The 24,485-nt window shown below is 73.5% G+C and carries 25 protein-coding genes and 2 pseudogenes; 8 read left to right on the top strand and 19 right to left on the bottom strand.

All coding sequences use genetic code 11. The features are described 5' to 3' along the window. Positions 1-41: 41 nt before the first annotated feature. The 4 genes from ACQEVC_RS16540 to ACQEVC_RS16525 all read right to left on the bottom strand — a co-directional run bounded on the left by ACQEVC_RS16540 (position 42) and on the right by ACQEVC_RS16525 (position 3,571). Entirely contained in the window at positions 42-1,082 is a 1,041-nt protein-coding gene (locus tag ACQEVC_RS16540) for a LacI family DNA-binding transcriptional regulator (RefSeq protein ID WP_432878136.1), read from the bottom strand. Between the two features lie 102 nt (positions 1,083-1,184). Continuing rightward, positions 1,185-2,180 (bottom strand): asparaginase, encoded by a 996-nt coding sequence (locus ACQEVC_RS16535; RefSeq protein ID WP_432878134.1) that lies wholly within the window; start codon positions 2,178-2,180, stop codon positions 1,185-1,187. A gap of 123 nt (positions 2,181-2,303) precedes the next feature. Then, the gene (locus ACQEVC_RS16530) at positions 2,304-3,077 is read right to left on the bottom strand and encodes a Clp protease N-terminal domain-containing protein (protein WP_432878131.1); all 774 of its coding nucleotides are present in this window, start codon (positions 3,075-3,077) and stop codon (positions 2,304-2,306) included. 56 nt (positions 3,078-3,133) lie between these two features. Continuing rightward, positions 3,134-3,571 (bottom strand): hypothetical protein, encoded by a 438-nt coding sequence (locus ACQEVC_RS16525; protein WP_432878129.1) that lies wholly within the window; start codon positions 3,569-3,571, stop codon positions 3,134-3,136. 103 nt (positions 3,572-3,674) lie between these two features. Between ACQEVC_RS16525 and ACQEVC_RS16520 the strand changes: the two are divergent. Continuing rightward, positions 3,675-4,142, top strand: a pseudogene (locus tag ACQEVC_RS16520) (response regulator transcription factor); the annotation flags it as partial. A gap of 34 nt (positions 4,143-4,176) precedes the next feature. Here ACQEVC_RS16520 and ACQEVC_RS16515 read toward each other — a convergent pair. Beyond that, a complete protein-coding gene (locus ACQEVC_RS16515; protein ID WP_432878127.1) occupies positions 4,177-4,815 on the bottom strand; it encodes a hemerythrin domain-containing protein in 639 nt (212 codons plus the stop codon). Positions 4,816-5,087: 272 nt separating this feature from the next. On the opposite strand from ACQEVC_RS16515, the gene ACQEVC_RS16510 reads away from it, so the two are divergent. Continuing rightward, positions 5,088-5,621: a pyridoxamine 5'-phosphate oxidase family protein gene (locus ACQEVC_RS16510; protein ID WP_432878125.1), complete on the top strand. Its 534-nt coding sequence runs from the start codon at positions 5,088-5,090 to the stop codon at positions 5,619-5,621. Positions 5,622-5,690: 69 nt separating this feature from the next. Here the strand turns inward: ACQEVC_RS16510 and ACQEVC_RS16505 are convergent, their stop codons facing one another. Then, the gene (locus tag ACQEVC_RS16505; protein WP_432878122.1) at positions 5,691-6,863 is read right to left on the bottom strand and encodes a serine hydrolase domain-containing protein; all 1,173 of its coding nucleotides are present in this window, start codon (positions 6,861-6,863) and stop codon (positions 5,691-5,693) included. A 111-nt stretch (positions 6,864-6,974) separates the two neighbouring features. Here ACQEVC_RS16505 and ACQEVC_RS16500 point away from each other — a divergent pair, with 111 nt between their 5' ends. After that, on the top strand, positions 6,975-7,451 hold the full coding sequence (locus ACQEVC_RS16500) for a hypothetical protein (protein ID WP_432878120.1): 477 nt from the start codon (positions 6,975-6,977) through the stop codon (positions 7,449-7,451). 147 nt (positions 7,452-7,598) lie between these two features. Here the strand turns inward: ACQEVC_RS16500 and ACQEVC_RS16495 are convergent, their stop codons facing one another. From ACQEVC_RS16495 to ACQEVC_RS16485, 3 genes are all read right to left on the bottom strand, one after another. Next, on the bottom strand, positions 7,599-8,126 hold the full coding sequence (locus tag ACQEVC_RS16495; RefSeq protein ID WP_432878117.1) for a hypothetical protein: 528 nt from the start codon (positions 8,124-8,126) through the stop codon (positions 7,599-7,601). A gap of 259 nt (positions 8,127-8,385) precedes the next feature. Next, positions 8,386-9,198, bottom strand: coding sequence for a hypothetical protein (locus ACQEVC_RS16490; RefSeq protein ID WP_432878116.1), 813 nt, complete (start codon positions 9,196-9,198; stop codon positions 8,386-8,388). 78 nt (positions 9,199-9,276) lie between these two features. Beyond that, positions 9,277-9,750, bottom strand: a complete 474-nt coding sequence (locus ACQEVC_RS16485; protein ID WP_432878113.1) for a hypothetical protein — start codon at positions 9,748-9,750, stop codon at positions 9,277-9,279. Positions 9,751-10,021: 271 nt separating this feature from the next. Here ACQEVC_RS16485 and ACQEVC_RS16480 point away from each other — a divergent pair, with 271 nt between their 5' ends. Then, complete coding sequence (locus ACQEVC_RS16480) at positions 10,022-10,672, top strand: alpha/beta hydrolase fold domain-containing protein (protein WP_432878110.1); 651 nt, start codon at positions 10,022-10,024, stop codon at positions 10,670-10,672. A gap of 96 nt (positions 10,673-10,768) precedes the next feature. Here the strand turns inward: ACQEVC_RS16480 and ACQEVC_RS16475 are convergent, their stop codons facing one another. From ACQEVC_RS16475 to ACQEVC_RS16460, 4 genes and pseudogenes are all read right to left on the bottom strand, one after another. Next, positions 10,769-11,887, bottom strand: coding sequence for a nucleotide disphospho-sugar-binding domain-containing protein (locus ACQEVC_RS16475; RefSeq protein ID WP_432878108.1), 1,119 nt, complete (start codon positions 11,885-11,887; stop codon positions 10,769-10,771). Between the two features lie 101 nt (positions 11,888-11,988). Beyond that, complete coding sequence (locus tag ACQEVC_RS16470) at positions 11,989-13,524, bottom strand: DUF6297 family protein (protein ID WP_432878105.1); 1,536 nt, start codon at positions 13,522-13,524, stop codon at positions 11,989-11,991. Beyond that, the gene (locus ACQEVC_RS16465) at positions 13,517-13,714 is read right to left on the bottom strand and encodes an AAA family ATPase (RefSeq protein ID WP_432891454.1); all 198 of its coding nucleotides are present in this window, start codon (positions 13,712-13,714) and stop codon (positions 13,517-13,519) included. Before ACQEVC_RS16465 ends, ACQEVC_RS16470 begins: the two co-directional genes overlap by 8 nt. A gap of 18 nt (positions 13,715-13,732) precedes the next feature. After that, a pseudogene (locus ACQEVC_RS16460) lies at positions 13,733-14,086 on the bottom strand (ABC transporter ATP-binding protein); the annotation flags it as partial. 159 nt (positions 14,087-14,245) lie between these two features. Here ACQEVC_RS16460 and ACQEVC_RS16455 point away from each other — a divergent pair. The 4 genes from ACQEVC_RS16455 to ACQEVC_RS16440 all read left to right on the top strand — a co-directional run bounded on the left by ACQEVC_RS16455 (position 14,246) and on the right by ACQEVC_RS16440 (position 17,502). Then, entirely contained in the window at positions 14,246-14,584 is a 339-nt protein-coding gene (locus tag ACQEVC_RS16455; protein WP_318394922.1) for a PadR family transcriptional regulator, read from the top strand. Then, the gene (locus ACQEVC_RS16450; RefSeq protein ID WP_432878101.1) at positions 14,581-15,444 is read left to right on the top strand and encodes an ATP-binding cassette domain-containing protein; all 864 of its coding nucleotides are present in this window, start codon (positions 14,581-14,583) and stop codon (positions 15,442-15,444) included. Before ACQEVC_RS16455 ends, ACQEVC_RS16450 begins: the two co-directional genes overlap by 4 nt. Then, positions 15,441-16,124, top strand: a complete 684-nt coding sequence (locus ACQEVC_RS16445) for an ABC transporter permease (protein ID WP_432878098.1) — start codon at positions 15,441-15,443, stop codon at positions 16,122-16,124. The genes ACQEVC_RS16450 and ACQEVC_RS16445 overlap by 4 nt, the downstream gene beginning before the upstream one ends. A gap of 190 nt (positions 16,125-16,314) precedes the next feature. After that, positions 16,315-17,502 (top strand): MFS transporter, encoded by a 1,188-nt coding sequence (locus ACQEVC_RS16440; RefSeq protein WP_432878095.1) that lies wholly within the window; start codon positions 16,315-16,317, stop codon positions 17,500-17,502. A gap of 160 nt (positions 17,503-17,662) precedes the next feature. Here ACQEVC_RS16440 and ACQEVC_RS16435 read toward each other — a convergent pair whose 3' ends face one another. The 6 genes from ACQEVC_RS16435 to ACQEVC_RS16410 form a co-directional block, all read right to left on the bottom strand. Further along, positions 17,663-18,637, bottom strand: coding sequence for a hypothetical protein (locus tag ACQEVC_RS16435; protein WP_432878093.1), 975 nt, complete (start codon positions 18,635-18,637; stop codon positions 17,663-17,665). Positions 18,638-18,812: 175 nt separating this feature from the next. Beyond that, entirely contained in the window at positions 18,813-20,813 is a 2,001-nt protein-coding gene (locus ACQEVC_RS16430) for an amylo-alpha-1,6-glucosidase (RefSeq protein WP_432891452.1), read from the bottom strand. A 35-nt stretch (positions 20,814-20,848) separates the two neighbouring features. Then, the gene (locus ACQEVC_RS16425; RefSeq protein WP_432878090.1) at positions 20,849-21,256 is read right to left on the bottom strand and encodes an SCP2 sterol-binding domain-containing protein; all 408 of its coding nucleotides are present in this window, start codon (positions 21,254-21,256) and stop codon (positions 20,849-20,851) included. A 58-nt stretch (positions 21,257-21,314) separates the two neighbouring features. Next, positions 21,315-23,378, bottom strand: a complete 2,064-nt coding sequence (locus tag ACQEVC_RS16420) for an amylo-alpha-1,6-glucosidase (protein WP_432878087.1) — start codon at positions 23,376-23,378, stop codon at positions 21,315-21,317. Further along, entirely contained in the window at positions 23,375-23,749 is a 375-nt protein-coding gene (locus ACQEVC_RS16415) for an SCP2 sterol-binding domain-containing protein (RefSeq protein ID WP_318394914.1), read from the bottom strand. The genes ACQEVC_RS16420 and ACQEVC_RS16415 overlap by 4 nt, the downstream gene beginning before the upstream one ends. Positions 23,750-23,916: 167 nt before the next feature. Next, positions 23,917-24,333: a CBS domain-containing protein gene (locus ACQEVC_RS16410; RefSeq protein WP_318394913.1), complete on the bottom strand. Its 417-nt coding sequence runs from the start codon at positions 24,331-24,333 to the stop codon at positions 23,917-23,919. Positions 24,334-24,485: the final 152 nt, after the last annotated feature.

The following is a 24,485-nucleotide window of genomic DNA, read 5'->3' as shown; positions in this document are numbered from 1 at the left end:
GGGCCGGCGAAACCGAACTCCCGGCGTGGAGCCGCGCGGGTTCAGCCGCGTGCCGGCGGGGCGGTGCTCTCCCGTACGACGAGTTCGGTGGCCAGCTCGACCCGGTGCTGGTCCAGGAACTGGCCCGCCGCGAGGTCGATGATCATGCGGGCGGCGGTCACCCCCATCTGCTCCAGCGGCTGGCGGATCGTCGTCATCGGCGGCCCGGACCAGCGGGTGAACGAGAGGTCGTCGAAGCCGACGACACTCAGCTCGTCCGGGATCCGTACCCCGGCCCGGCGGGCCGCCTCGTAGACCCCGAGTGCCTGGAGATCGTTGGCGGTGAAGATCGCGGTGGGCGGGTCGGGCAGCGCCAGCAACTCGCGGCCGTCGGCGAGGCCGCCCTCGACGTACAGGGTGCTGATCCGCACCAGGTCGGGATCGACCGGTACGCCCGCCGCGTCCATCGCCGCCCGGTAACCGTCGAGCCGGGCCCGGCAGCACGGCCACTCCGGCGGCCCGCTCAACATGGCGATCCGCCGGTGCCCGAGGTCCAGCAGGTGCCGGGTGGCGGCCAGCCCGCCGTTCCAGTTCGTCGCACCGACCGACGGGGTCTGGTGCAGCGGCTCCCCCGTCGGATCCAGCACGACGAGCGGGATCGACCGGGTGGCGAGCTGTGACTGCTGCGCGACGGTCAGCTCGGAGAAGACCGCGATCACCCCGATCGGCCGCCGGGTCAGCACCTGCTCGGTCCAGGCCCGCCCCGGAGTCAGCCGGCCCTGCATCTCGGTGAGTACGACGGCCAGGTCGTGCTCCCGGGCCACCTTCTCGACACCCCGGATAATCTCCAGTGCCCAGAGGCTCTCCAGCGCGTGGAAGACCAGCTCCACGATGGCCACCGAGGTCGACCCACCCGGCCGGCGGTAGCCGTGCTCCCGCAGGATCGCCTCGACCCGCTTCCGGGTCTCCAGCGCCACCCCGGTCTGTCCGTTGATGACCCGGGAGACCGTCGGGGCGGAGACCCCGGCCAACCGGGCGATCTTGGCAACGGTGAGCACCCTGCCACGCCCGCTCCGGGCCGCCTGCGGATTGGTGCCGGTCATCGCCGCAGCCTACGCGAACATCGACCGATGGCACCGTCCCGGCGTCGGGCCGGTTCGGCCTCGTCGTCCGGCCAGAGTGGAGTGACCCGGGCCGCCGCCGGCTCACCCACCGGGCGGTGGGGCCAGCCGGTCGAACCAGTCCCGGGCCGCCGTCACCCCACCGCCGTCGCCGAGGGCCACCATCAGCGCGACCCGCGCCTTGCCGGCGGGCAGACCCCGGGCCCCGATCGCGCCGACCCGGGCGGCCAACCCGGCGGGTGGCGGCAACTCCGCCAGTCCGATCGTCCGGGTACGGCTTCGGGAGGCGACCACCACCGGGACGTCCCACCCGGTCAACTCGGCGATCGCGGCGAACAGGCCGGCCGGGACGTTGCCCGGCCCGGTCCCCTCCAGTACGACACCCCGGGCACCCGCGTCCACCACCGCGGTGAGCAGCCCGGAGTCCATTCCCGGGTACGTCTTCAGCAGCGCCACGTCCGACTCCGGCTCACCGTACGCCTCGGCGGGCCGGGGCGGTGCCGGGCCGATCGCCTCGACCCGCTCCCCGACGACCCGGCCGAGCGGCGCGAACGGGGTCGAGGAGAACGCCCGGACCGTGGTGGCGTCGACCATGCTCACCCAGCGGGCCGCGTGCAGTTCGTCGTCCACGCAGACCACCGCGCCCGCCCCGCGCAGCAGCGGATCAGCCGCGACGGCGATGGACGACGCCAGGTTGCGCGGGCCGTCGGCGGAAAGCTCGTCGAGCTGCCGTTGCGCGCCGGTGAACACGATCGCGCCACGCTGGGCGGCCGGGCCGGCCAGTAGGTCGGCGAGGTAGGCGGTCTCCTCCAGGGTGTCGGTGCCGTGGCTGACCACCACGCCGTCGAATCCGTCCGCCAGGATGGCGGACCGGGCCCGCCGGGCCAGCCCGAGCATGGTGCCCGGGCTGGTGTCCCAGCTCGGCTCGGCGAGCACGTCCTCGACCACCACGTCGGCGGCGAGCCGGTCCGGCGGGATCGCGTCGAGCAGTTCCGCCCCGGACGCGACGCGCTCCCGTCCGGGGCTGGTCGAGTAGGCGATGGTGTCCTTGGTCGCGAGCAGCAGCACCCGCCTGGTCATGTCCGATCCCTCCGGTCCGGGCCCGTGCTAGGGCAGGTCGGTCAGCAACGGCAACCCGAGCACCAGCAGGAACGTCAGCATCGCGACGACCGCCGGCACGATCCTGCGCATCTCGGCGGCCGGTCAGTCGGCGTCGGTCCCGCCGGCCCGCTCCTCCAGCCGTTCGAGCCGGGCGACGATCGGCTGGAGTTCCCGGCGTACCGCGGCGGCCAGCAGCGCGGCGACCTCGGGTGACGGTCCGGCGGCGCCGGCCGGGTCGGCCTGCGGCGGGGTCTGGGCCCGCAGGTGGACGTAGCCGGCCAGGGCCGCCACCACGGCCCGGCGGGTCAGCCGCAGCTCGGCGCCGAGCGACCGGAGCAGTTGTCCGCCGACGCCGTCGGGCTCGGCGATCAGCCCGAGCAGCAGGTGCTCGCAGCCGACGTAGTTGTGGCCGAACGCGGTCGCCTCGGTCACGGCCAACTCCAGGGCGTTCGCCGCCGGCCCGCTGAAGTGCAGGGTGTCGTCGGGGTCACCGCCCGGCTCGGCGACGGGCCGGGCGGTGAGCTCCTGGAGCAGCCGGTCCGGCTCGATCTCCTCGGCCCGCAGCACGTGCAGGGCCAGGTTGGTCCCCTCGGCCAGCATCCCGCCGAGCAGGTGTGCGCTGCCGACCGCCGCCGCCCCGTCCCCCCGGGACCGGTCGACCGCGAGCAGCACCGCCGCGCGGGCCCGGGGGGTGAAGTTCGGCAGCCGGGCGGCCAGGTCGGCGTCGTCAAGATCGCCGAGGGCGGTCTCCCGGATCGCGGTCACCCGGCGTACGGCCTGTTCGAGGGCGCGCTGGCAGACCGCCGAGACGGGAATTGCGGCGACCCGCACCGCCTCGGCCAGCTCGTCGGGGAGATAGACGTTGATCTTCGGCATCGCCGGACTCCTCTTCGTCGGCACCGTGGGCCGACCCCACTATAACCCCTATGGGGTTATGAGCTGCCCCCGCCGGTACCCCGCAGATCTGCCTCGTCGTCGGCGACCGGCCCGCCGAGCTCGCCGGTCCCGTACGGATCCAGGACCTCCAGCACCCGCCGACCCCAGCGCTCGTGTGCCGCCTGTCGGGTGACCCCCGCCGCCCGCGCGATCAACTCCCAGGTCACTCCCCACCGACGCAGGCCGACGACACTGGCGAACGGATCGACACCGGAGGCCAGGACGATCCGGAAATGCAGCAGTTGGGACGCGATCTCGCGCTGCCGCCCGGCCGACCCCTCCTGCTCCGCCGCCCACTCCGGACTGCCGGGTGCCGGACGGCCACCGATCAACAGGTCGGCCTGCCGGCTCGCCTCGTTGACGGCGGCGTTGGCGGCCGCGACGGCGGCGGGGGCGATGTCGACGGCGAGCGCGGTCTCCACGAATCTGTCCATGCCGTCAAGCTATCCTTGACAGAATCGTTCGTCAAGTCAGCCTTGACGGGAACGGATCCGTCGGAGCGTGCCGGTGCTACCGGCGGGCGTGTCGGAGGGCGGCGACGAGGGGCTGCGGGCGGCGGTACGGCTGCGCCGCGCCCACCCGGGACTGGCCGTGGTGGCGCCGAGCCAGTACGTCACGCAGAGCTACGCCGCCGACCTGCTCGACTCCGACGGCGGTCGCGGGGTCGGCTACCTGCTCAAGGACCGGGTGGTCGACGTGCCGGAGTTCGTCGGCGCGCTCCGCCAGGTGGTGGCCGGCGGCACGGTGGTCGACCCCGATGTGGTACGCCAACTGCTGCGCCGGCGGCGCGACCCGCTGGCCCGGCTCTCCGCCTGGGAGCGGGAGGTGCTGGCGCTGGTCGCCGAGGGGCGCTCCAACGCCGCGATCGCCCGGGTGCTGGTGGTCTCCGAGGCGGCCGTCGGCAAGCACGTCGGCAACATCCTGGCCAAGCTCGACCTGCCGCCGACCGAGGACACCAACCGCCGGGTGGTCGCGGTGCTGGCCTACCTCACCGGCCGGAGCTGACCGCCGGACGCCTGGTCAGCCTTTGCCGGACGGCTCACACCTGTCCCGGATAGAAGCCGTGCCGGGCGAGCGGGCCGATCAACTGCGACTCCTCGTACGCGAAGTGCGACAGCAGGGTGTCGGTGAGCAGGTCGATCGCCTCGGTGATCGGGCCGTAGTCGGTGGGGTTGCGGGCCAGGTGCACCAGCGCCGCGTCGACCCCCTCCAGCACCTCGTGGATCGCCAGGTGCTCCTCGTGCAACCGGTCGAGTACGGCCGCCAGATCCGGCTGGCTGCGCCGCAGGTGCGGGAAGATGCCCTGGCTCTCCATAGTGTGGTGGGTCGCCACCGCGCGGCACTGCGCCTGGCAGACCCCGCCCAGGGTCCAGTCGTTGGCCCGGATCGTCATCACGTTGAGCTGGTCGCGGGCGTCGCCGATCTGGGAGGTGCCCTCCTTGACCTGCCGGAGGATGTCGCGTACCTGGCGCAGTTCCGCCCGGTAGTGGTCGTGCACGTCGACCAGGTGCCGGCCGGCGTACCGGCCCTGATGGGTGAAGGTGACCTCCGGCGGCGGCTCGGGTGCGGTCGGCCGGGTCGCCTCGTCCAGCACGCTCTTCGGGCTGAGCCGCTCGGTCGGCGGGGCGGTCGGCAGCACACCGGTCCGCCGGGTCAGCCAGTCGTTCTCGGTGGTCATGATCTGCCTTCGCGATCTCCGGGAGTCCTGATTATCCGACACTCCGATCCGGGTGATCATCCCCAGGGTCCTCGCCGTGATCGGCACGACCGGTCCGCGAAAACGGTCGACGGCAGATCAGCCACGAAACGGTCGGCCGCGGATCGGCCACGAACAGTCGGCCGCGGATCCGCCACGAACGGTCGACGGCGGATCCGCCACGAACGGTGGGCGGCGGATCGGCCACGAAACGGTCGGCCGCGGATCGGCCGGTCGGCGGTAGGTTGGAGGCCGTGGCCGAGGCGTGCCTCGGCCGGACCTCCGGCCCGCACGGAGAACGGGCCGGCCGGACCCCGGAGGATCATGTGGCGAGCTGGCGGGAGATCGAACGGGACGCACCGGACTTCGCGGCGCGGGTCCGGGAACGCTTCTCGGCCGGCACCAACAAGACCATTGCCACGCTTCGCCGGGACGGCTCGCCCCGGATCAGCGCCTCGGAACTCGAGTTCGGCGACGGCGAGGTCACGCTCGGCATGATGGGCGGCTCGATGAAGCTGCTCGACGTGCGGCGGGACCCACGGATCGCCGTACACAGCCCGACCATCGAGCCACCCGCGGACGCGCCGGAGAGCTGGCCGGGCGACGCCAAGCTGGCCGGCCGGGTCGTCGCGATCCCGCCACCGGCCGACAACCCGCACGAGGGCGCCGGGTTCTTCCGGATCGACATCACCGAACTGGTGCTGACGTACGTCGGCACGCCCGCCGACCATCTCGTGATCGAGTCGTGGCACCCCGGCACCGGCTGGCGGCGACGGACCCGGGACTGAGCCGCCGGGTCCGCGCCGCGCCGGGTCGGGATCGGGTACGCCGGCCGTGCTCGGTACCACCGGCCGTGCTCAGTCCGGTTGGCGGGACGCCACTGCCCGGACCGCCTCGACCAGGCTGGCCGTCCGGGGGTCCGGGGTCATCGTGACGCGCAGGCCGTTCATCACGTACCCGAAGGCGATGCCACTGGCCGGGTCGGCGTAGCCGAGCGAGCCACCGTGACCGGGAAAGCCGAAGGCGGTGGGCGACCACCAGGACTGGTCCGGCAGGGGCAGGCCGAAGCCGAGCGCGGGTCGGGTCGGCACCATCAGCACCCGGTCGACGCCGCTGGCCTGCTCGGCGGTGGCGGCGGCCAGAGTGGCCGCGTCGAGGATCCGGATCCCGTCGACCTCGCCGATCAGACCGGCGTAGAACCGGGCCAGTGACGACGCGGTGCAGATGCCGTTGACGGCCGGTATCTCGGCCGCCCAGGTCGCCGGGTCGGCGAGGTCGAGCGGCGGGTCGGTCACCGACACCGACCGGACCAGCAGCGAGGCCGGATCGGTGTACGTGGCGAGGACCTCGCGCATCTGCTCGGGCACCGTCTCGGGGGCCGGAGCGGTGGCCGGCTGCTCGACCAGCCGGCTGACCCGGTGTGTCTCCGAGGCGGGCAGACCGATCCAGAAGTCCAGGCCGAGCGGCTTGCCGATCTCGTCCGCGAAGTACGTGCCCAGACTGCGGCCGGAGACCCGGCGCACCACCTCACCGACCAGCCAGCCGTAGGTCAGCGAGTGGTAGCCGTGCGCCGTGCCCGGCTCCCAGACCGGCGCCTGGGCGGCCAGCGCCTCGACGACCGGTTGCCAGGCCAGCGCCTCCGCCCGGGGGACCGGACGGTCGAGCACGGGCAGCCCTGCCTGGTGGGAGAGCAGCCAGCGGACCGGGATGCCGTCCTTGCCGGCCGCCCCGAACTCCGGCCAGTATTCGGCGACCGGGGCGGCGAGGTCGAGCTGTCCCCGTTGGACCAGCAGGTGCGCGCAGGCCGCCGGCACGCTCTTGGTGGTGGAGTAGACCACCTGGAGAGTCTCCGCCCGCCAGGGTCGACCGGTGGTCGGATCGGCGGTCCCACCCCAGAGCCGGACCACCTCCCGGCCGTGCCGGTAGACGCTGACGGCCGCGCCGATCTCCGACCGGGTCTCGAAGTTCGCCAGGAACGCCTCCCGGACCGGCTCGTAACCCGCTGCCACGGTGCCGCTGACCACGGACATCGCACTCTTCCCTTCGGGGGGTCGAGCCCGGACGGCGACCCGCCCGAGCAATTGTGTCAGGGTATCCTGACATCATCAGTCAGGGAAACCTGACAGACATATGCTTGCGAGATGGCGGAGGAGATGGTCCCGGGGCACGCGAACCTGATCGGGTTCCGGTTGCCGGACGGGGCGGTGAGCACCGCCGCCACCGAGCCCGCCGGCACGGTCGGTTACCGGGCCCGCTGCTCCTGCGGCTGGGTCGGCACCGGCGACTATCCGGCCGCCGACGAGGGACGCTGGATGGCGACCTCCGAGTGGAGCGGACACGTCAGGCCGATCCTGGCCGCCACCCCGCCCGACTGGCTGCTGAACCGCTCCGACACCCTCCGGGACAACGTCGCCGAGCTGGCCACGACCTGGCCGTTGCAGGCGCTGGGCATCCTCGCCGAGGTGGAACGCTGGCAACGGCCGCTGATCGAACGGGCCGTGGCGGCGGCCCGGGAGGCCGGGCTCTCCTGGGCCGAGATCGGCAACGCGCTCGGCATCAGCCGGCAGTCGGCGCACGAGCGGTTCCGCAACGTCGCGCCGACCAAGCCGTCCACCTGACGGCCGACTCCCCCGGGCCCCCTGTAGAGGCCTCATAGGCGTGACGGAGTCTGAGGTCCGATGTCGGATCGGTGTCAGGTCCGACGCTGGTCAGAGATCAGTTCGTCGAGTGTCCCGGCGAGCTGAAGACACCCGGCGCTCTGGGGTTCAGGGCACGATCGCGTACAGCCTGTCGGTCGGGTCGACCACGGCGTTGAGTCGCGCCCCGACCCTCAGGTCCGGGTGGTCCTTGCACGACGAGACGGATTCGAACGGTTCGAACCCGAACCCACTGATCAGCAGGCTCAGCTCGATCCCGCTCTCCTCGCCCAGCGAGGTGGGCCGCACCGCTGTGATCTCGGCAGTCGCGGGGACGCCGATCGCCTCCAGCCGGCGCTGATCCCGGCGGGCCCGGTCAGCCAGCCGCGCCTCATGCAGGACCAGCTTGACACACGACACGGTGACCGCGACCCCGGCGACGGCCATGATCCACCGGTTGCCGGTGGGCTCGCCAGTGGCAAGGAACGCGGCGGCGCACACCAGGAACGGGCCGATCAGCAGTAGCGGCGCCGCCAGGACCCGCGGTACCAGCCGCCCGAATCTGGAGGACAGGTTCGCCTGGCGCCACCCGTGATCGGTGCCTGACCAGATCAGCGCGCTCCGGCCGGGCACATATCCCCGCGGCACCAACGGCATACCGTCACCCTAACCGGGGTGATCAAAGCCCGGCCATGACGACGACCGGTGGTTTCTACGGGCAACCCTGCACCCGGCGAGTGCGGCGGCCGGTGCGGTGGGACGACGCCGTACCCGACCACCCGGAAGAGACGCCGTACCCGACCACCCGGAAGAACGTCCGATCCCGACGGCGACGGACTCCTATGTGGTCACCGAGGCCCCTTCGACGTCGGCCCGGGCCCGATCCCGGGCCGACCCTCCGGCGGCCCGCCGAAGGTCAGCCGGCCCGGGCCGCGCGCCACCGCCGGGCCGTACCCCGCTGCCGGGCCTCCTGGCGCGCCGACCCGCGAGCCTTGCCGGCCGGCGACGGCAGCCAGCGCCGGAGCTGAGCCGCACGGCTGGCGGCGGCGAACGCCTCCTCCCGCAGGCTGCGAGCCGCCGCGGCGGCCACCTCGGCGTCTCGCCAGGCGGCCCGTTCCCGCTCCTCCGCCGCCCGGTGCGCGGCGAGCAGACTGTCCCGGGCCGCCCGCCGGAGCACGATCTCCTGTTCGGCCGGGTGCCGGCGCGGGTCCCAGCCGTTCCGGTTGGCCAGCGCGTCGCTCAGTTGCAGTACCGTCAGCTCCTGCCGGGTGCAGGCCACCATCGCGGCACGGTGCAGGAAGCGCTCCCGGTCGGCGTACTCGGCCGGGGTGCGCGGGGTGCGCGGCTCGGGCAGTACGGCGGCGGCGGTGACCCGGCGGGCTGCGGCGTCCGCCGTCTCGTACGCCTGCCAGGCCGCCTCGACCGCCTCCTGCGCCGCCAGCCACTCGTCCCGGCGCCGCTGGGCGGTCACGGCCGACCGCTCGGCGGCGACCGCCACCTCCTCGGCGTACCGGTGCAGCTCCGTCGCCCGGGCCACCAGCCGTTGCCGGCGTCCCTCGGCATCCCGGACCGCCACGTCGTAACCGGATTCGTCCCGACGGTCGGTGGTGGCCGCCTGCGGACGCACGACCAGCCAGATGCCGGCGGCCAGCGCGAGCCCGAGCAGTACGAGCCAGAGGGTGGTGGACCGGGTCACCTCGATCAGGAAGTCGAACAGCAAATTTTCCATTACGGCACCTCACGGGTGGACGATGCGGACGAGGAAGTCGACGGGACCGGACCGGAAGCGGTCGAGCGCGACCGGTCCTCAGTCGAGCGGCGGTGCGCGCGGCCCGACCACCCGGGCGTACGCGTTGCCGGCCGGCCACACCCCGGCCGCCGGACCGACCACCGGCCGGTCGGGCTGCCCAGCGAGCACGTCGGCCCGGACCAGTAGCGTCGGCACCACCGAGCCGGTCGCGACGGACCGCTCGTCGGTCGCCACGGCACCCTTGAGCGCCTCCGAGGGCTGCTCGGCCACCGCGACGGGCGGCTCGTCGGCGGCACCGGACGCCCCGTCGGCCTCGGGATGTTGCCCGCCGTCGGCCTCGGCACGTTGCCCGATCCACACGGCCGGGGCGGTTGTCGGCGCCTCGGCCCCGGCGGCCCGGACATCCTCCACAATCGACTCTGCGGCGGGTCGTGCCCCGCCCGCCGCGAGGGCGGGGTCGGAAAGCCCGGTCCGGGCACCACCGGCACCCAGCAGCAGGCCCATCAACACCAGGGCGGTCACGAACCGCACCGACCGGCACGCAATCCACCACACGGGGCGGACCAGCGCGACGGATAGCACGAACCCCAAACTACCTCGGGTCGCCCGGAACCGCTCGTCGAGCCGGAGCGGCCCTGGTCACGCCGGCTTCCCGCTGTCCAGGCCCGTGGCGGCCGACGACCGGAGCCGACGACCGGAGCCGACGACCGGAGCCGACGACTGGAGCCGACGGCGTTACGCCGTCAGCGGAGTCGCCGCTTTCGGCTGGCCCGGCCGGGGGTCCGGCGGCCATGCTTGGCCGATGTCGGAGCGGGGCGTCGTGTTGTGGCTGCCGGGCGGCGGCTGGCGCGGCTGGTCGGACGAGGACGGCGCGGCGCTGGCCGGGCACGGGCTGACGGTGGTGCAGGGCCGCTACCGGTTGAGTTCCGAGGCCACCTGGCCGGCCCAGCTAGCCGACGTACGGGCGGCGGCGCGGGAGCCGCTGGCCCGGGCCCGGGCGGCCGGGCTGCCGTTCCTGGTGGCCGGCGACTCCGCCGGTGGCCACCTCGCACTGCACCTCGGGTTGCGCGGTGTGGCCGAGCCTGACGACGTCGACGGCGTACTCGCCTTCTGGGCGCCGATCGATCCGCTGGACGAGGAGTTCCTCCGGGCACGTCGCGGGGACAACCCGTGGGAGGCGCTGCTGGGACACCGGCCCACGGCCGGCGACCCGGCGACCGTGGACGCGATTCCGCACAGCCACGTCGGCAACCGGGTACCGGTGCTGCTGGCGCACGGTGTCGCGGACGCCTCCGTACCGGTCGGCCAGGCGGTCGCGCTGACTTCGGCACTGCTCCGGGCCGGCCACCCGGTGCACTCGCTGGTCACACACGGCGGACACGCCCTGCCGCTCGACCGGCCCGACATCCGCGCCGTGATCGCGGCCTTCCTCGACGCCAACCTGCCCGGCTGACCGTCCGACCGGGCAACGGGCGCGGCGCTGCCGGGCCGGGCGTAGTTCGGCCCGGTTGGGCAGGGACGCCCCGGCGAGCGCGCGCCGGGCCGGCGCTCAGCCGAGCAGGGCTTCGAGCCGGGGTACCAGTTCCGCCGGTGCCGGCATCGCGGCCATCTCCCGGCGTACCTCGTCGGCGGCCGAGCCGAGACGCGGGTCGCCGACCAGTCGGGCCAGCTCGGCTCCGGTGATCGCCCGTTCGGGTACGGCCAGTCCGACACCCCGGGCCGCCACCAGCTCGGCGTTGTGCCGGCGGTCGCCCGGGCCGGGCACCACGAGCTGCGGTACGCCCGCGGCGAACGTGCCGAGCACCGAACCCGCCCCTCCGTGGTGCACCACCCCGGCACAGTGCGGCAGCGCCGCGTTGATCGGGATCCACTCGACGGTACGGACGTTCTCCGGCAGCGGCCCGTGCCGCAGCACCCGCCGGTCGGGGCGGACCAGCACGAACTCCGCGTCCACCCCGGCAGCGGCCCGGACCACGGCGGTCATCAGCGCTCCCCCGCCCGGGCCGGCCACCGTGCTGCGGCTGACCAGGATCCTCGGCCGCCCGCCCGGCTCCCGGAGCCACTCCGGCAGTTCGCCGACCCCGGTGGCGGGTACGCCGCGCAGCGCCCAGCCGGCCCGCTCGCCGACCACGCTGGGCGGGGCGACGGTCAGGGTGGCGGCGCTCGGACGCAGGCTGCCGATGCCGCTGCGCTGCTGTGCCCGGACCAGCCGGGCCGCGGTCACCCGGACCAGCTCGGCGCCGTCGAAGAGCGAGTTCTCGTGCAGTACCGCCGGCACCGCCCGGCGGGCGGCGGCGAGCGCCCCGGCCACGGCCAGCGGTTCGTGCACGACGAGGTCCGGCTGCCAGCGGTCGGCCAGAGTGACCAGTCCGTCGATCATCTGCTCGTTGGCCGCGCCGAAGAGCAGCCCCACACCCCGGGTGCCGGCCCGGCCGGCCAGTTCCGCCCGGGCGACCAACGGGTGGCGCAGCATGGTGCGCCGGGCGATCCGGTCGAACCGGAACCCGGGGGCGATGTCCTCGATTGGCAGCCCGGTCCGGCGTACGGCGAGTCCGTCACCGCCGGTGGCGAGCAGCACCTCGTGACCGGCGTCCCGGAACGCCTCGGCGAGCGGCACCATCGGGAACACGTGTCCGAGCAACGGCGCCGACGCGAAGAGCACCCGCATGCGGTCAGCCTAGTGAACCCTTTCTCAGCCGTCCCTCGCGGTCCGTCGTAACCGCAGGTGGAGCCGGGGCGTCGGCGCCGTGCCGTCCCGGATGGCAATCGTCAGTGAGCGCCGCGCCGCCGGTCCGCGCCGGCCACCGCGACGAAGCCCGCGACGCCGAGCAGCGAGGCGAGTGTCTGCGCCGGCAGGACACCGGCCGGATCGCCGGTGCCGAGGGCCAGCAGCACGGGCAGGGTGCACAGCAGCCCGAGGTCGACCCCGGTGACCAGTCGGTGCAGCGGGCCGGTCGGCACCATGCCCATCGGGGTGACCAGCGGCGGCAGGTCGTGCCGGACCGCGCCACGGCGGGCGGCCCGGAGCGCGCCGACAGCGAGCCCGGGACCGGCCACCGCACCGAGCAGCGGCCAGGCCGGGCCGGCACCGGGCAGGTCACCGGCGACCAGCGCCAGCGACCCGGCGGCCCAGCCCGCGCCGACGACGACCGGCAGCACCAGCCGGCCGGTCAGCAGCGCCCGGCCGGAGAGGCCGAGCAGCCGGCCCAGGGCGGGCAGGTCCCGGTCCCGGCGGGCGTTGCCGGTCACCGCGCCGAGCGCGACGAATCCGCAGAGCAGCCAGGTGCCGGCGAGTACCGGACCCGGGCCGGCGATCCCGGCGAGCAGTGCCGCCGGCAGCAGCGCGGCGGCGGCCACCGCCAGCCGCCCCGGCGACCGGCGCAGCGCCGCGACGTCGTGCGCGAGTACGGCGAACCGGCCCGGCAACCGGGGCAGGCCGGTACGCCGGGGCGAGCGGCCGGCCCACCGGCGCTCCTCGACGGCCCGGGCTGCGGTGCCGAGGTCGAGCGTGACGACACCGGTGGAGACGGTCTGCGCGAGGGTGCCGCCGGCGGCGAGGCTGGTCAGGCGTACCCGATCGAGGCGGAGCAGCGCCACGGCCGCGACGCCGACGGCCGCGACGCCGACGGTGACCAGCGCGCCGGGCGACATGCCGTCGGCCGCCGCCTGCGGCCAGGCCCACGGGCCGAGGGCCGCGGCGGCGGTGAACTGCCCCGACGGGGCGAGCACGGTCAGCGCGGCCGCGACGGCGCCGAGCAGCAGTGCGGAGCGTTCCAGCAGCACGGACGGCCCGTCGGTGAAGGTCTGGGCGAGGGTGGCGAGCCCGCCGACGGCCAGGCCGGCGATCCCGCCGGCCAGCAGCACCGGCAACTCCGTCGGGGTCACCGACGCCCAGGCCACGAACCCGGCGTGCAGCAGCCCGGCGGCGGTGGCCAGGGCGAGCACCGCGAACGCGGTCGGCCGGAGCAGGCCACGCCGGCTGGTCGGGCTGGGCAGCAGCCAGCCGAGTCGGGCCGGTGCGGCGGCCAGCGGTCCGAGCCGCGCCGCCCCGAGCAGGACGGCGGCGTACCAGAGCAGGCCGACGGCGAGCAGGATGCCCGGCGCCGGGGTGACCGGCCGGCCCTGGGTGAGCAGGGCGACGAGCCGGGGTGCGTTGCCGGCCAGTACGGCGCCGCCGATCAGCACGGCGAGCAGCCAGAGGTACGCCCGCTCGGCGTACCCGCCGGGGCGCGTCCCGGCCCGGGCCCGGGCGCGCAGCCAGGCCCGGACCGGGGCGGCGGGGAGCGCGGTCACCGGGTCAGGCATGCCGGGCCGGTACGGTCAGCGGCTCGGCTCCGGCCGCCGCGATCAGCACCGGGTCGTGGCTGGCCAGCACGACTGCTCCGGCCCGGCGGGCGTACTCCCGCAGCAGGCCGCCGAGGGCCGTCCGGCCCGCCTCGTCGAGGTGCCGTTCGGGCTCGTCGAGCAGGAGCAGGCGGCTGGGTCGGGCCAGCACCAGGGCGAGGGCCAGCCGTTGGCGCTGGCCGGTGGAGAGCCGTCCCGGCAGCACCGAGGCGAAGCGGGTGACGCCGAGCCGGGCGGCGAGTTCGTCGGCGGGGAACCAGCCGGGCGGTACCGGCCGGTTGGCGAGCCGGACCAGTTCGAGGTGCTCGCCGGCGGTCAGGTTCGGATACCAGGCGGCGTTCTCCAGCAGGCTCGCCACGGTACGCCGGAACGCCGGAGAGCGTTCGTCGGCCGGTGCGCCCTCGACGAGTACCCGACCGGCGAGCGGGCGGAGCAGCCCGGCGAGGCAGCGCAGCAGGGTGGACTTGCCGGCGCCGTTCGGTCCGGTGACCGCGAGCACGTCTCCGGCGTCGACGGCGAGCCGCAGTCCCCGGAGCAGCACCTGGTCGCGGTAGCCGACGTCCAGTTCCTCGGTCCGCAGGATCATCGTTCCCCCCGTTTCCCGCACCCGTGAACCTCGGGCAGCGTACCGTCGGTAACTAGGTTGCTGTGCCAGCTAGCTGACTGTGCTACCTTCTTCGCCGTGGATCAGGAGCGCCGTGGCCAGTGGCTGCGCGGGGTGCTCGACCTGTGCGTTCTCGCCCTGCTGCACCGCCGGGAGTCCTACGGATACGAGTTGGCCCAGTCGCTGGACGCGAGCGGCATCGGCCCGATCCAGGGCGGCACCCTCTATCCGGTGCTGCTCCGGCTGCAACGGACCGGCCTGGTGAGCGCGCAGTGGCGGGAGGGCGCCGCCGGCCCGGCCCGCAAGTACTACCGGATCACTCCGGCCGGCGCCGAGACGTTACGCCGGACCGCCGTCGACTGGGACGCCTTCGCCCGTGGGGTGGGGACGGTCCTGCGGGAGGTGCAGACACGTTGAACTCCGACGGATGGCTTCAGGCGCTCGCTGGTGAGCTGCACCGGCACGGCCTCGATCCGGACCTCGCCCGGCACGTCGTCGCCGAAGCCGCCACGCACCTGCGGGACAGCGGCGAGCCGCCGTTGCAGGTCTTCGGCCCGCCCGCGACGTACGCGACGGCCGTCGCGGAGAGCGTCGGCGCACCGCGGGCCAACGGCGGCGTCGGGGTGGCCCGGGTGGGCACGCCGGGCCGCTCGCCGCAGCCTCCCGGACCGGTCCGGTTGGAGGTACGCGGCATCACCAAGCGCTACCGCCGGCGCCCGGTGCTGACCGGCGTGGACCTGACCGTCCGGGCCGGCGAGATCGCCGCCGTGGTGGGGGCGAACGGCGCCGGCAAGAGCACCTTCCTGCGGATCTGCGCCGGCCTGCTCAGCCCCGACTCCGGCCAGGTCCGGGTGCACGGCACCCTCGGCTTCTGCCCGCAGTCCGGCGGCACCGCCGACTTCCTCTATCCGGAGGAGCACTTCGTGCTGGTCGGCGCCGGGCGCGGGCTGCGCCGGGCCGAGGCCCGGGCGGCCGGTCGGGCGCACGCCGCCGCGCTGGACTGGGAGCCGGCGGGCCGGACCCAGGCCCGGCACCTCTCCGGCGGTACCCGGCAGAAGCTCAACCTGGTGATGGCCGCGCTCGGCGAACCGGACGTGCTGCTGCTCGACGAGCCCTACCAGGGCTTCGACCGGGGCACCTATCTGGACTTCTGGCAGCAGCTCTGGCGCTGGCGCGCGGACGGCCGGGCCATCGTCGTGGTGACCCACCTGCTCAACCAACTCGACCGGGTCGACACCGTGCTCGACCTGACCCCGGCCCGGGAGATGTCGGCATGACCAAGATCTGGACGGTGGCGGAGCTGGCCCTGCGCGAGGTGGTCCGCCGCCGGGGCGTACTGCTGATCCTGCTGGTGTTTCCGCTGGCCTTCTACCTGAGCCGCCGGGACGACCACGCCGGCCAGTCGATCCGGTTCGTCTGCCTCGGGCTGAGCTGGGCGCTGAGCACCGCCGCGCTCTTCGCCGGCAGCGCGGCCCGGGGCATCGAGCCCCGGCTGCGGCTCTCCGGCTATCGGGCGCACCACCTGCATCTGGGCCGGCTGCTGGCGCTCTGGACGGTCGGTGCCGTGCTGTCGGTGCCGTACTTCCTGCTGGTCCGCTTCGACCAGGACGACGTCCGGTACGGCGCCATCGCGTTGATCATGGCGTTGACGGTGGCCACCGCCGTCCCCTTCGGGCTGGCGCTGAGCGCGATCCTCCCCCGCGAGTTGGAGGGCACCCTGGTGCTGCTGATCGTGGTCGGGCTCCAGATGGTGATGGACCCGGCCGACACCGCCGCCCGGGCGCTGCCGTTCTGGTTCAGCCGCGAGATCGGTACGTACGCGATCGACCACACCGACAGCGGCTACCTGGCCCGCGGCCTGGTACACGGCGTTGCCCTGACCCTGGCGCTCACCGCCGTGGTGGCGACCGCCTCCGGAATCCGGCTGCGCCAGCGCCGGCACCTGAGGTTCGAATGAGCCCGCTGGCGCCGTAGAGTTGTCCGGGTGATCCCGCTGGAGGCGGCCGCTGCCGCGTACGCGACCTGGATCACTCCTGACCTGCCGCTCTACGGCAACGACCACGAGCGCGCCGACTTCGCTCCCTGACCGGCCGGTTCCGCCAAGTCCACCGGCCCGTCACCTCCACCCCCTCCGGGAGCGATCCATCGTGTCCTCGACCGTCGACACCTCCGCACTCACCGTCCTGAGAACCCCGCAGACCGCCCGGGTACTCGCGGCCAGCCTGCTCGGCCGGATCCCGCTCGGCGCGGCACCGCTGGCCCTGCTGGTCTTCGCCCGGGAGACGATGACGCTGACCCTGGCCGGGCTGCTGGTCGGGGCGTACACCGCCGGGATGGCGGTCGGGCAGCCGATGCTGGCCCGGCTCGCCGACCGCTGGCGGCAGCCGCCGGTGCTCTGGCTGGCGGTCGCCGTCTCCACCGCCGGCTTCGCGCTGGTCGCGGCGCCGCTGGCCAGGCCGCTGACGGTCGGCGCCGCCGCGCTGGCCGGGCTCGGTGCGCCGCCGTTCGAGGCGTGCCTGCGGGTGCTGTGGCGGGACCTGTTGCCGGAGGAGCGGATCCACACCGCGTACACCCTGGACACCGCGACCCAGGAGCTGATCTTCGTGGTCGGGCCGGTGCTCACCCTCGGCGCCGTCGCCGCGTTCGGCCCGGCCGGCGGGTTGGCCACCGCCGCGCTCTGCCAGGCCGCCGGCACCGTCTGGTTCGGCACCGCCCCGGTGGTCCGTGGCTGGCGGGGGGTGCCGGCGGTACGGCACTGGGCCGGCCCGCTCCGCTCCGGCCCGCTACGGGTGATCCTCGGCGCGCTGGTGCTGATCGGTGCCGGCGTCGGCAGTGTGGCGGTGGCGGCGACCGGTTACGCCGAAGCGTCCGGCGGACGGTCCTGGGCCGGCTGGCTGCTCGCCGCCCAGGCGCTCGGGGCGCTGACCGGCGGTCTGCTCTACGTCCGGTCCGGCACCGCCCGCCGGTACGGCACGCTGCCCCGCGCGGCGGCGGCGCTGGCGCTCGGCTACCTGCTGCTGCTGCTCACCCCCGACCCGCCGGCCATGCTGGCGCTGATGGCGGTCAGCGGGCTGGCCCTGCCGCCGCTGCTCACCATCACCTTCGTCGGGATCGACGGGATCGCGCCGGCCGGTACCGCCGCCGAGGCGTTCGCCTGGGCCGCCACCGCCTTCTCGGTGGGCAGCGCGCTCGGCGCGGTGGCGACCGGTCCACTGCTGGACGGCACCGGCAGTGCCACCGCCGGATTCGCCATCGCCCCGCTGACGATCGGACTCGCCTGGCTGGTCCTCGCCCTGGCCGCCCGACGACCGGCGGCCACTCCGGCCGGGGCGTGAGCCGGGCGGCCCAACGCAGGAACGTGAGCCGAGCCGCCCGACACAGGAACGTAAGCCGAGCCGCCCGACACAGGAACGTAAGCCGAGCCGCCCGACACAGGAACGGGGCCCGGCTGCCGTCCCGAACTCGTCCGGCGCGGCACCGCGCGGTGCGGCCCGCTCAGTGCTCGGGGCCCGGGGCGGGCGGGTCGAGGAACAGGGCCAGCCGGTCGACGCTGATCGCGCTGATCAGCAGCCGCTCCTTGTGGTTGCCGAGCAACCGGCGGGTCCAGTCGACGAAACCGCCGTCGCCGAGTTCGATCCGCTCACCGTCGAGCACCGCTCCGATCTTGAAGCACCATCCGCTGTAGTAGCGCCGGCCGCCGGAGCGGTCCGGGTCGTCGCGTACCAGGATCTTCGGGTGGTCGGCCAGGGCGGCCCGGGCCGCCTCCGCGATCGGCGCCGCCGCCGGGTCGAGCACGGTGAGGGCGATCTCGATCGTCTCCACCCCGGCCGCCTCCAGCGCCGCGCAGAGGATCCGCAACTGCTCACCGCAGCTACGCCGCTCGAACGCCAGGCTGCCGGTGTCCCGACCGGCGGTGACCAGGGCGAGGAGGCTGAAGTGGGCGAACCGGCCGGCCCCGGCGAAACGCTGGGCCCGGATCACCCGTTGCAGGGTCGCCAGCCGCACCGGCGGGGCCGACCGGCCGTCCCGGGCGAGCAGTTCCCGGCGACGGACGGCCGCCTCCAGCGCCAGCCCGTTGGTGGGGTCGGCCGCCACCTCACTGCCCCGGACCGTGGCGAGCACGTTGTTCTGGTTCACCCCGGCGACCACGGAATGGGTGCCCAGCGGTGCGACCGGGGCGAGGGTGAGCAGTTCGTACCGGTCCGGGACGGCGGAGAGCAGCAGGTCCTCGGCCCGGCGCAGCCTGCGGAACCCGGCCTGCGCCGGTGCGACGAAGCGGTCCTCGGTGTACCGGCGCAGTACGTCGGCCGGGGTCAGGAAGCCCGCCCGGGTCCGGAACGCGGCCAGCAGCAGGGTGACCAAATCCGAGCCGGACAGCCGTACGCCCAGGATGTTCAGGATTTCGGCGCCGCCGGCCTGGCGCAACACCCGGGCCAACGCGGCCCCCTCCACCATGTCAGGATCCGCCATCGCATATCGCTATCACGGCGGTTCGCCTTCCACCACCCGCATTTCCATTCCGCCGGTCGCCGACCACTGTCCACGGTGGCCGGTCACTGACCTTTTTCCACCTGTACAGCGCGGCGCGTGCGGCCCCGACCTCACCTGCACCCACCGCGGAGCGCAAGGGGAGGTGGAGAAAGGTTCACTCGGGTTCCAACCGCACCCGGCCCCGGCCGAACGCGTCGGTCCGGCCCCACCGTCCCGGAATGCCGATCAGCTCGATCCGGCCGAGCCGCTCCGGGATCGCCGGGTCGATCGTCAGGTGGTCGTGGTGCGGCCGCAGGCCGAGCAGGGTACGCAGCAGCACCAGTATCGTGCCCGCCGACGAGCTGTGCGGGCTGCACGCCCGGGGGTACTGCACCGGATACCTGGTGAGCCGGCGGTCGTAACCGGCGAACGCCTCCGGCATCCGGCCGCCGAAATACCGGGACGCCTCGACCATCGTCACCGCCAGCCGGGCCGCCTGGTCGGCGAAGCCGTACCGGCGCAGCCCCAGCGCGATCAGCGAGTTGTCCGACGGCCAGACCGCGCCGGTGTGGTAGCCGACCGGGTTGTAGCCGGCCTGGTCGTAGGCGAGCGTCCGGATACCCCACCCGGAGAAGAGTGGCCGGCTGAGCAGTTGCTCGGCCACCTGCCCGGCCCGGGAGTCGTCCACGATGCCGCTCCAGAGCAGGTGACCCATGTTCGAGGCGAGGGCGTCGACCTGGCCGCCCTCGGCGTCGAGCGCGAGCGCGTAGTAGCCCCGATCGGCGACCCAGAAGTCCCGGTTGAACCGGCTGCGCAGGTCGGCCGCCTCCCGCTCCAGCCGGTCCGCGTACGCCGGGTCGTTCCAGAAGGTACGGGCCAGCCGGGCCCCCCGGACCTTGGCGTCGTACGCGTAGCCCTGTAGTTCGCAGGTCGCCCGGGGGCTGCCGGGCAGCCGGCCGTCGGCGTACATGATGGCGCCCCGGGAGTCCTTCCAGCCCTGGTTTTCCAGTCCGCCGGGGCTGCGGCGCTCGTACCAGACGTAGCCGTCGTCCATCAGGTTGCCGTACGTGTCGATCCAGGCGAGCGCCGACCTGGCCTCGTACTCCAGCAGCCGCACCGTGTCGGCGTCCGCGGTCCACCGCTCGTACTCGTCGAGCAGGACCACGAACAGCGGCGTGCAGTCCGCCGAGCCGTAGTAGGTGGTGTACGGGGTGTCCTCGAAGCCGCCCGGCTCGCCGTACCGGATCTCGTGCATGATCTTGCCCGGCTCCTCGTCCCGGAAGTCGTCCACCCGACCGCCCTGGAGCAGGGCGAGCATCCACAGCGCGCTGCGGGCGATCTGCGGCATGAACGGCAGCGTCTGGAAGCCGGTGACCAGGCTGTGCCGACCGAACACCGTCATGTACCAGGGCAGCCCGGTCGCCATCAGCTTCATCGGGCTGGCCAGCCCGACGTACTGCAACGCGGCGAGGTCGATCAGGCTCCGCTGGTACGCGTCCTCCAGGGTCTCGGAGTCGCAGGTGAGCTTCGGCGCCCGGTCCAGCCACTCCCGCAGCTCGCGCCCCTTCTCCGGCCGCACCTCCTGGTAACCGCGCAGGTTCTCCCGGACGTCCCGGCCGCCCGCGCCCTGGATGGTGCCGATCGCCCGGATGGTCGTGGACCACTGCCCGTGCGCGTCGAGTTCGATCCGGAAGGTCAGGCCCTCGGCGTCGATCTCGGCCGGCTCGCTGCTGGTGACGATCGTCTCGGCGATGTGCCGGTCCCGCTGGTGGTGCAGCCGCAGCCGACCCTGCTCGACGAACTTCGCCGTCCGCCCCAGCAGGGGCCGGGCCTCCCGGGCGTCGAAGACGTCCGCGAAGTCGGAGTCGATCTCCATGCGCAGCGTCAGCACCACCGACTCGTCCCGGTGGTTGAGCACGGTCAACTGTTCCTCGAACACCCCGCCGAGCGACCGCTGCCGGATCACCGAGGTCTTCGCGTCCACGTAGTGGGTCGGCTCGCCGGGCACCAGGAAGAACCGGCACTCGAAGTACTGGAGGTCGTCGATGGAGAGCTCGTGCAGCCGCTCGCCGTCGATGGTGAGCACCCACTTGGAGAGGAACCGGGTGTCCCAGGCGAAGAGCCCGGACGGTACCTCCGGAGACGGGTCGACGTCGCCCCGGGAGTCGCTGAGCATGAACGTGTTGCCGTCCAGGATGCTGACCAGGTCCTTCACGGCCGGCGCTCCCGGTAGCTGACGCGGCCGCGACCGGCGAACCGCTCCCGGATCCGCTCCCGGGGGTCCCGGGTGCCCGGCGGCGAGGGAAAGGCACGGCGGAAGACCAGCAGCAGCGGCAGGTTACCCCGCACGGTCAGGTCGTTCCGGTTGTACGCGGCGAGCACCTGCACCTCACCGGTGGCGAGCTTGTCGAACAACTCCTTCTCGGTGGCGACCACACAGTCCGCCTCCCGCTCCTCGTGCGACACCAGCACGTTGCCCCGGTTGATCGCGACGAACCAGTGACCGACCTGGCCGTCCCGGTCGAGGTCGAACCGGAGCGTTCCCCTGGCCTTGGCCGGCAGCAGGTCCGGCCCGCGCTCCTCGATCCGGCTGAAGAACTCGGCGGTCGGATCCGCCATCGGATGACGCCTCCCTCCCGGACTCGTCCGGCACCCGCGGGTGCCGCGGGCATCCCGGTCACTCCATCAGCCTCGGTGGTGTCCGGCTGTGCTCCGCCCGGCCCCGGCCGAAGGCGTCGATCAGGCCCCATCGGCCCGGGATGTCCAGCAGTTCCATCCGGCCCATCCCCGCCGGCAGGGCCGGGTCGACGACCAGGTGCTCGCCGTGCGGATCCAGGCCCAGCAGGGTCCGGATCAGCAGCATCGGGGTACCGGTCGACCAGGCCTGCGGGCTACACGCCGTCGGGTACTGGACCGGATACTTCGTCAGCGCCCGGTCGTAGCCGGCGAACGCCTCCGGGAGGCGGCCGTCGAAGTACCGCCCCGCGTCGATCATCGCCTCGGCGATCTGGCCCGCCTCGTGCCGGAAGCCGTACCGGCGCAGACCCCAGGCGATCAGCGAGTTGTCGAACGGCCAGACCGTGCCGACGTGGTAGCCGATCGGGTTGTACCGGCCCTCCCCCTCGGCCAGGGTCCGCACCCCCCAACCGGAGAAGAGCCGGGGCCCGACCAGATGCTCGGCCACCTTCCCGGCCCGGTCCTCGTCGACGATCCCGCTCCACAGCAGGTGCCCCATGTTCGACGAGAGCGCGTCCACCTGGCCGCCCTCGGTGTCCAGCGCCAACGCGTAGTATTCGCCGTCGGAAACCCAGAAGTCCCGGTTGAACCGCTGCTTCAGCTCCGCCGCCTCCCGCTCCAACTGGTCGGCGTAGACGGGGTCGCGCCAGCAGAGCCGGGCCAGCCGGGCGCCGCGCATCTTGGCGTCGTACGCGTAGCCCTGTAGCTCGCAGGTGGCCCGCGGGTACGCCGGCAGCCGCCCGTCGGAGTACGAGATGGCGTCCCAGGAGTCCTTCCAGCACTGGTTCTCCAGCCCGTTGCGCAGGTTGCGCCGCTCGAACCAGATGTAGCCGTTGCCCATCAGGTCGCCGTACCGGTCGATCCAGTTCAGCGCCGCCCGGGCCTCGTGCTCCAGCGTCTCGACCAGCTCGGTGTCCCCGGTCCACCGCTCGTACTCGTCCAGCAGGATCACGAAGAGCGGGGTCGAGTCGGCCGAGCCGTAGTAGGGCGAGTGCGGCTGCTCCTCGAACGCCGTCGACTCGCCGTACCGGATCTCGTGCAGCATCTTCCCGGGCTCGCGCTCCCGGAAGTCGTCCAGGCTGACCCCCTGGGACAGGGCCAGGTAGCGCAGCGTCGGTCCGGTGAGTTCCGGGGTGAACGGCAGGGACTGGAGGCAGGTGATCAGACTGTCCCGGCCGAACATGGTCATGAACCAGGGCAGGCCGGCGGCCGGCAACGGCGGCCCGGCGACCAGTGGCGTGTACCGCAGCGCGGCCAGGTCGACCAGGCTGCGCCGGTACGTCTCGGTCAGCGCCTCGCTGTCGCTGGTGAGCTTCGGCGCCCGGTCCAACCAGGCGTCCAGGTCCTGGCGCAGCTCCTGCGGGGAGCGGCTCCGGTGCCGCTGGATGCTGAGCCGGATGTCCCGGCCGCCGGCCCCCTCCACCAGCGTCTCCACCCGCAACCGGGTCTGCCACTGCTGGTGCGCCCCGATCCGCAACGCGAAGGTCAGCCCGTCGTGGTCGAACTCGGCCGGCGCGGTCGAGGTGATGACCGCCTCGCGCCGGAAGGTCTCCCGCTGGTAGCAGAGTCGCAGCCGGTCCTGCTCCACCAGCACGGTGGTGCCGCCGACCTTCTCCCTGACGTCCTTGATCTCGAACAGGTCGGCGAAGTCGCTCGCCGCGTTGATCCGGACCGTCAGTTCGACCGCCTGGTCCTGGTGGTTGAGCACGGTCAGCTCCTCGACGAAGCTGCCGCCGATCGTCCGGTGCCGAATGATCGACAGCTTGGCGTCCACGTAGTGCGTCGGCTCGCCCGGGACCAGGAAGAACTGCGACTCGAAGTACTGGAGGTCATCGACGGAGAGCACGTTGAGCCGGTTTCCGTCAACGGTCAGTTCCCACTTCGACAGGAACCGGGTGTCGAACGAGAACAGTCCGGTGGGGAAGGTCGGCGACGGGTCGATGTCGCCCCGGTTGTCGCTGACCACGAAGGTGTTCCCGTCGAGGATGCTGACCAGTGGTTTCATCGCCGCTGCCCCCGCTGCCGTACCCATTCCTGAGGTTCGTGCGCGCCCGGCGGACCGGGCACCAGGTGGTTCAGGTAGCCGTACAGGGCCAGCTTCCCCTCCACGGTGACCCGGTTACGCAGCAACGCGGCGAGCGGGTTCGCCTCGCCGGCGGCGACCCGGTTGAAGAACTCCCGGTCGGTCCGGACCGTGCAGTCCGCCGTACGGTCCGTCTGGGTGGCGCTCACGCTGCCGGCACTGAGCACCAGCAGCCAGGTGTCGACGTCCGCGCCCGACTCGAGTTCGAAGCGGACCGTTCCCCGGATCTTGCCCAGCAGCGGGTCCGGTGGCCGGTGGTTGAGCCCTTCGAAGAACTCCGTGGTCGGATCCATCGCCCTGCCCTCCCTCGCCTGCCCGAGAGACGTCCTCCGGTGGCCCGGTCGGCTGCCGGAGCCGGCGCCGTCACCCGGGCCCGACGACCTCCGGGTACGGTTCGACGGCCCGGCGTAGCCCGACGAGCCCGGGGACGCCGTTGTCGCCCGGGCCCGTCGGGCCAGTCTCAGTTGTTCGGTTCATCGGCACTGATGTCGGCGAGCACGGACTGCGGCTCCCGCTCGACCGCGAGGTCGCCGAGGGAGACCAAGCCGATCAGTCGGCCGTCCTCGACCACCGGCAACCGCCGTACGCCGTACGTCCGCATCAGGTCTGCGGCGGCGACCGCGTCGTCGTACTGCGTCACGGTCACCACGTCCTGGGTGAGGATCTGGCTCAGCGTGGCGCTCGACGGGTTCAACTCTTCGGCCACCCCGCGCACCGTGATGTCGCGGTCTGTGACGATGCCTATCACGTTGTCCCCGTTGGTCACGATCACGTCGCCGATGGCGCTGTCCCGCATCTCCTGGGCGGCAGCGGTGAGCGTGTCGCCGCCGTCCATGGTCACCAAGCGGGTCGTCATGAACTCTCCGACGGTCGTCATCCTGCTCCCCTCTCAAGGTCGGCCGGACCCGGTCTACCCGGGCAGACCTCGACGTAACACCGCAGAGAGGGACCTGGCAGGTATCCCCGACACCGGCCGGCGCGGCGGATGACCCTGACAACGCGTCTAGGCGATTTGTCGGTACCGAGAAC

Source organism: Plantactinospora sp. CA-294935 (assembly GCF_050936445.1).
Taxonomy (GTDB): Bacteria; Actinomycetota; Actinomycetes; order Mycobacteriales; family Micromonosporaceae; genus Plantactinospora.
The sequence above is the reverse complement of the archived record's forward strand: the minus strand, read 5'-3'. Positions and strand labels throughout refer to the sequence as shown.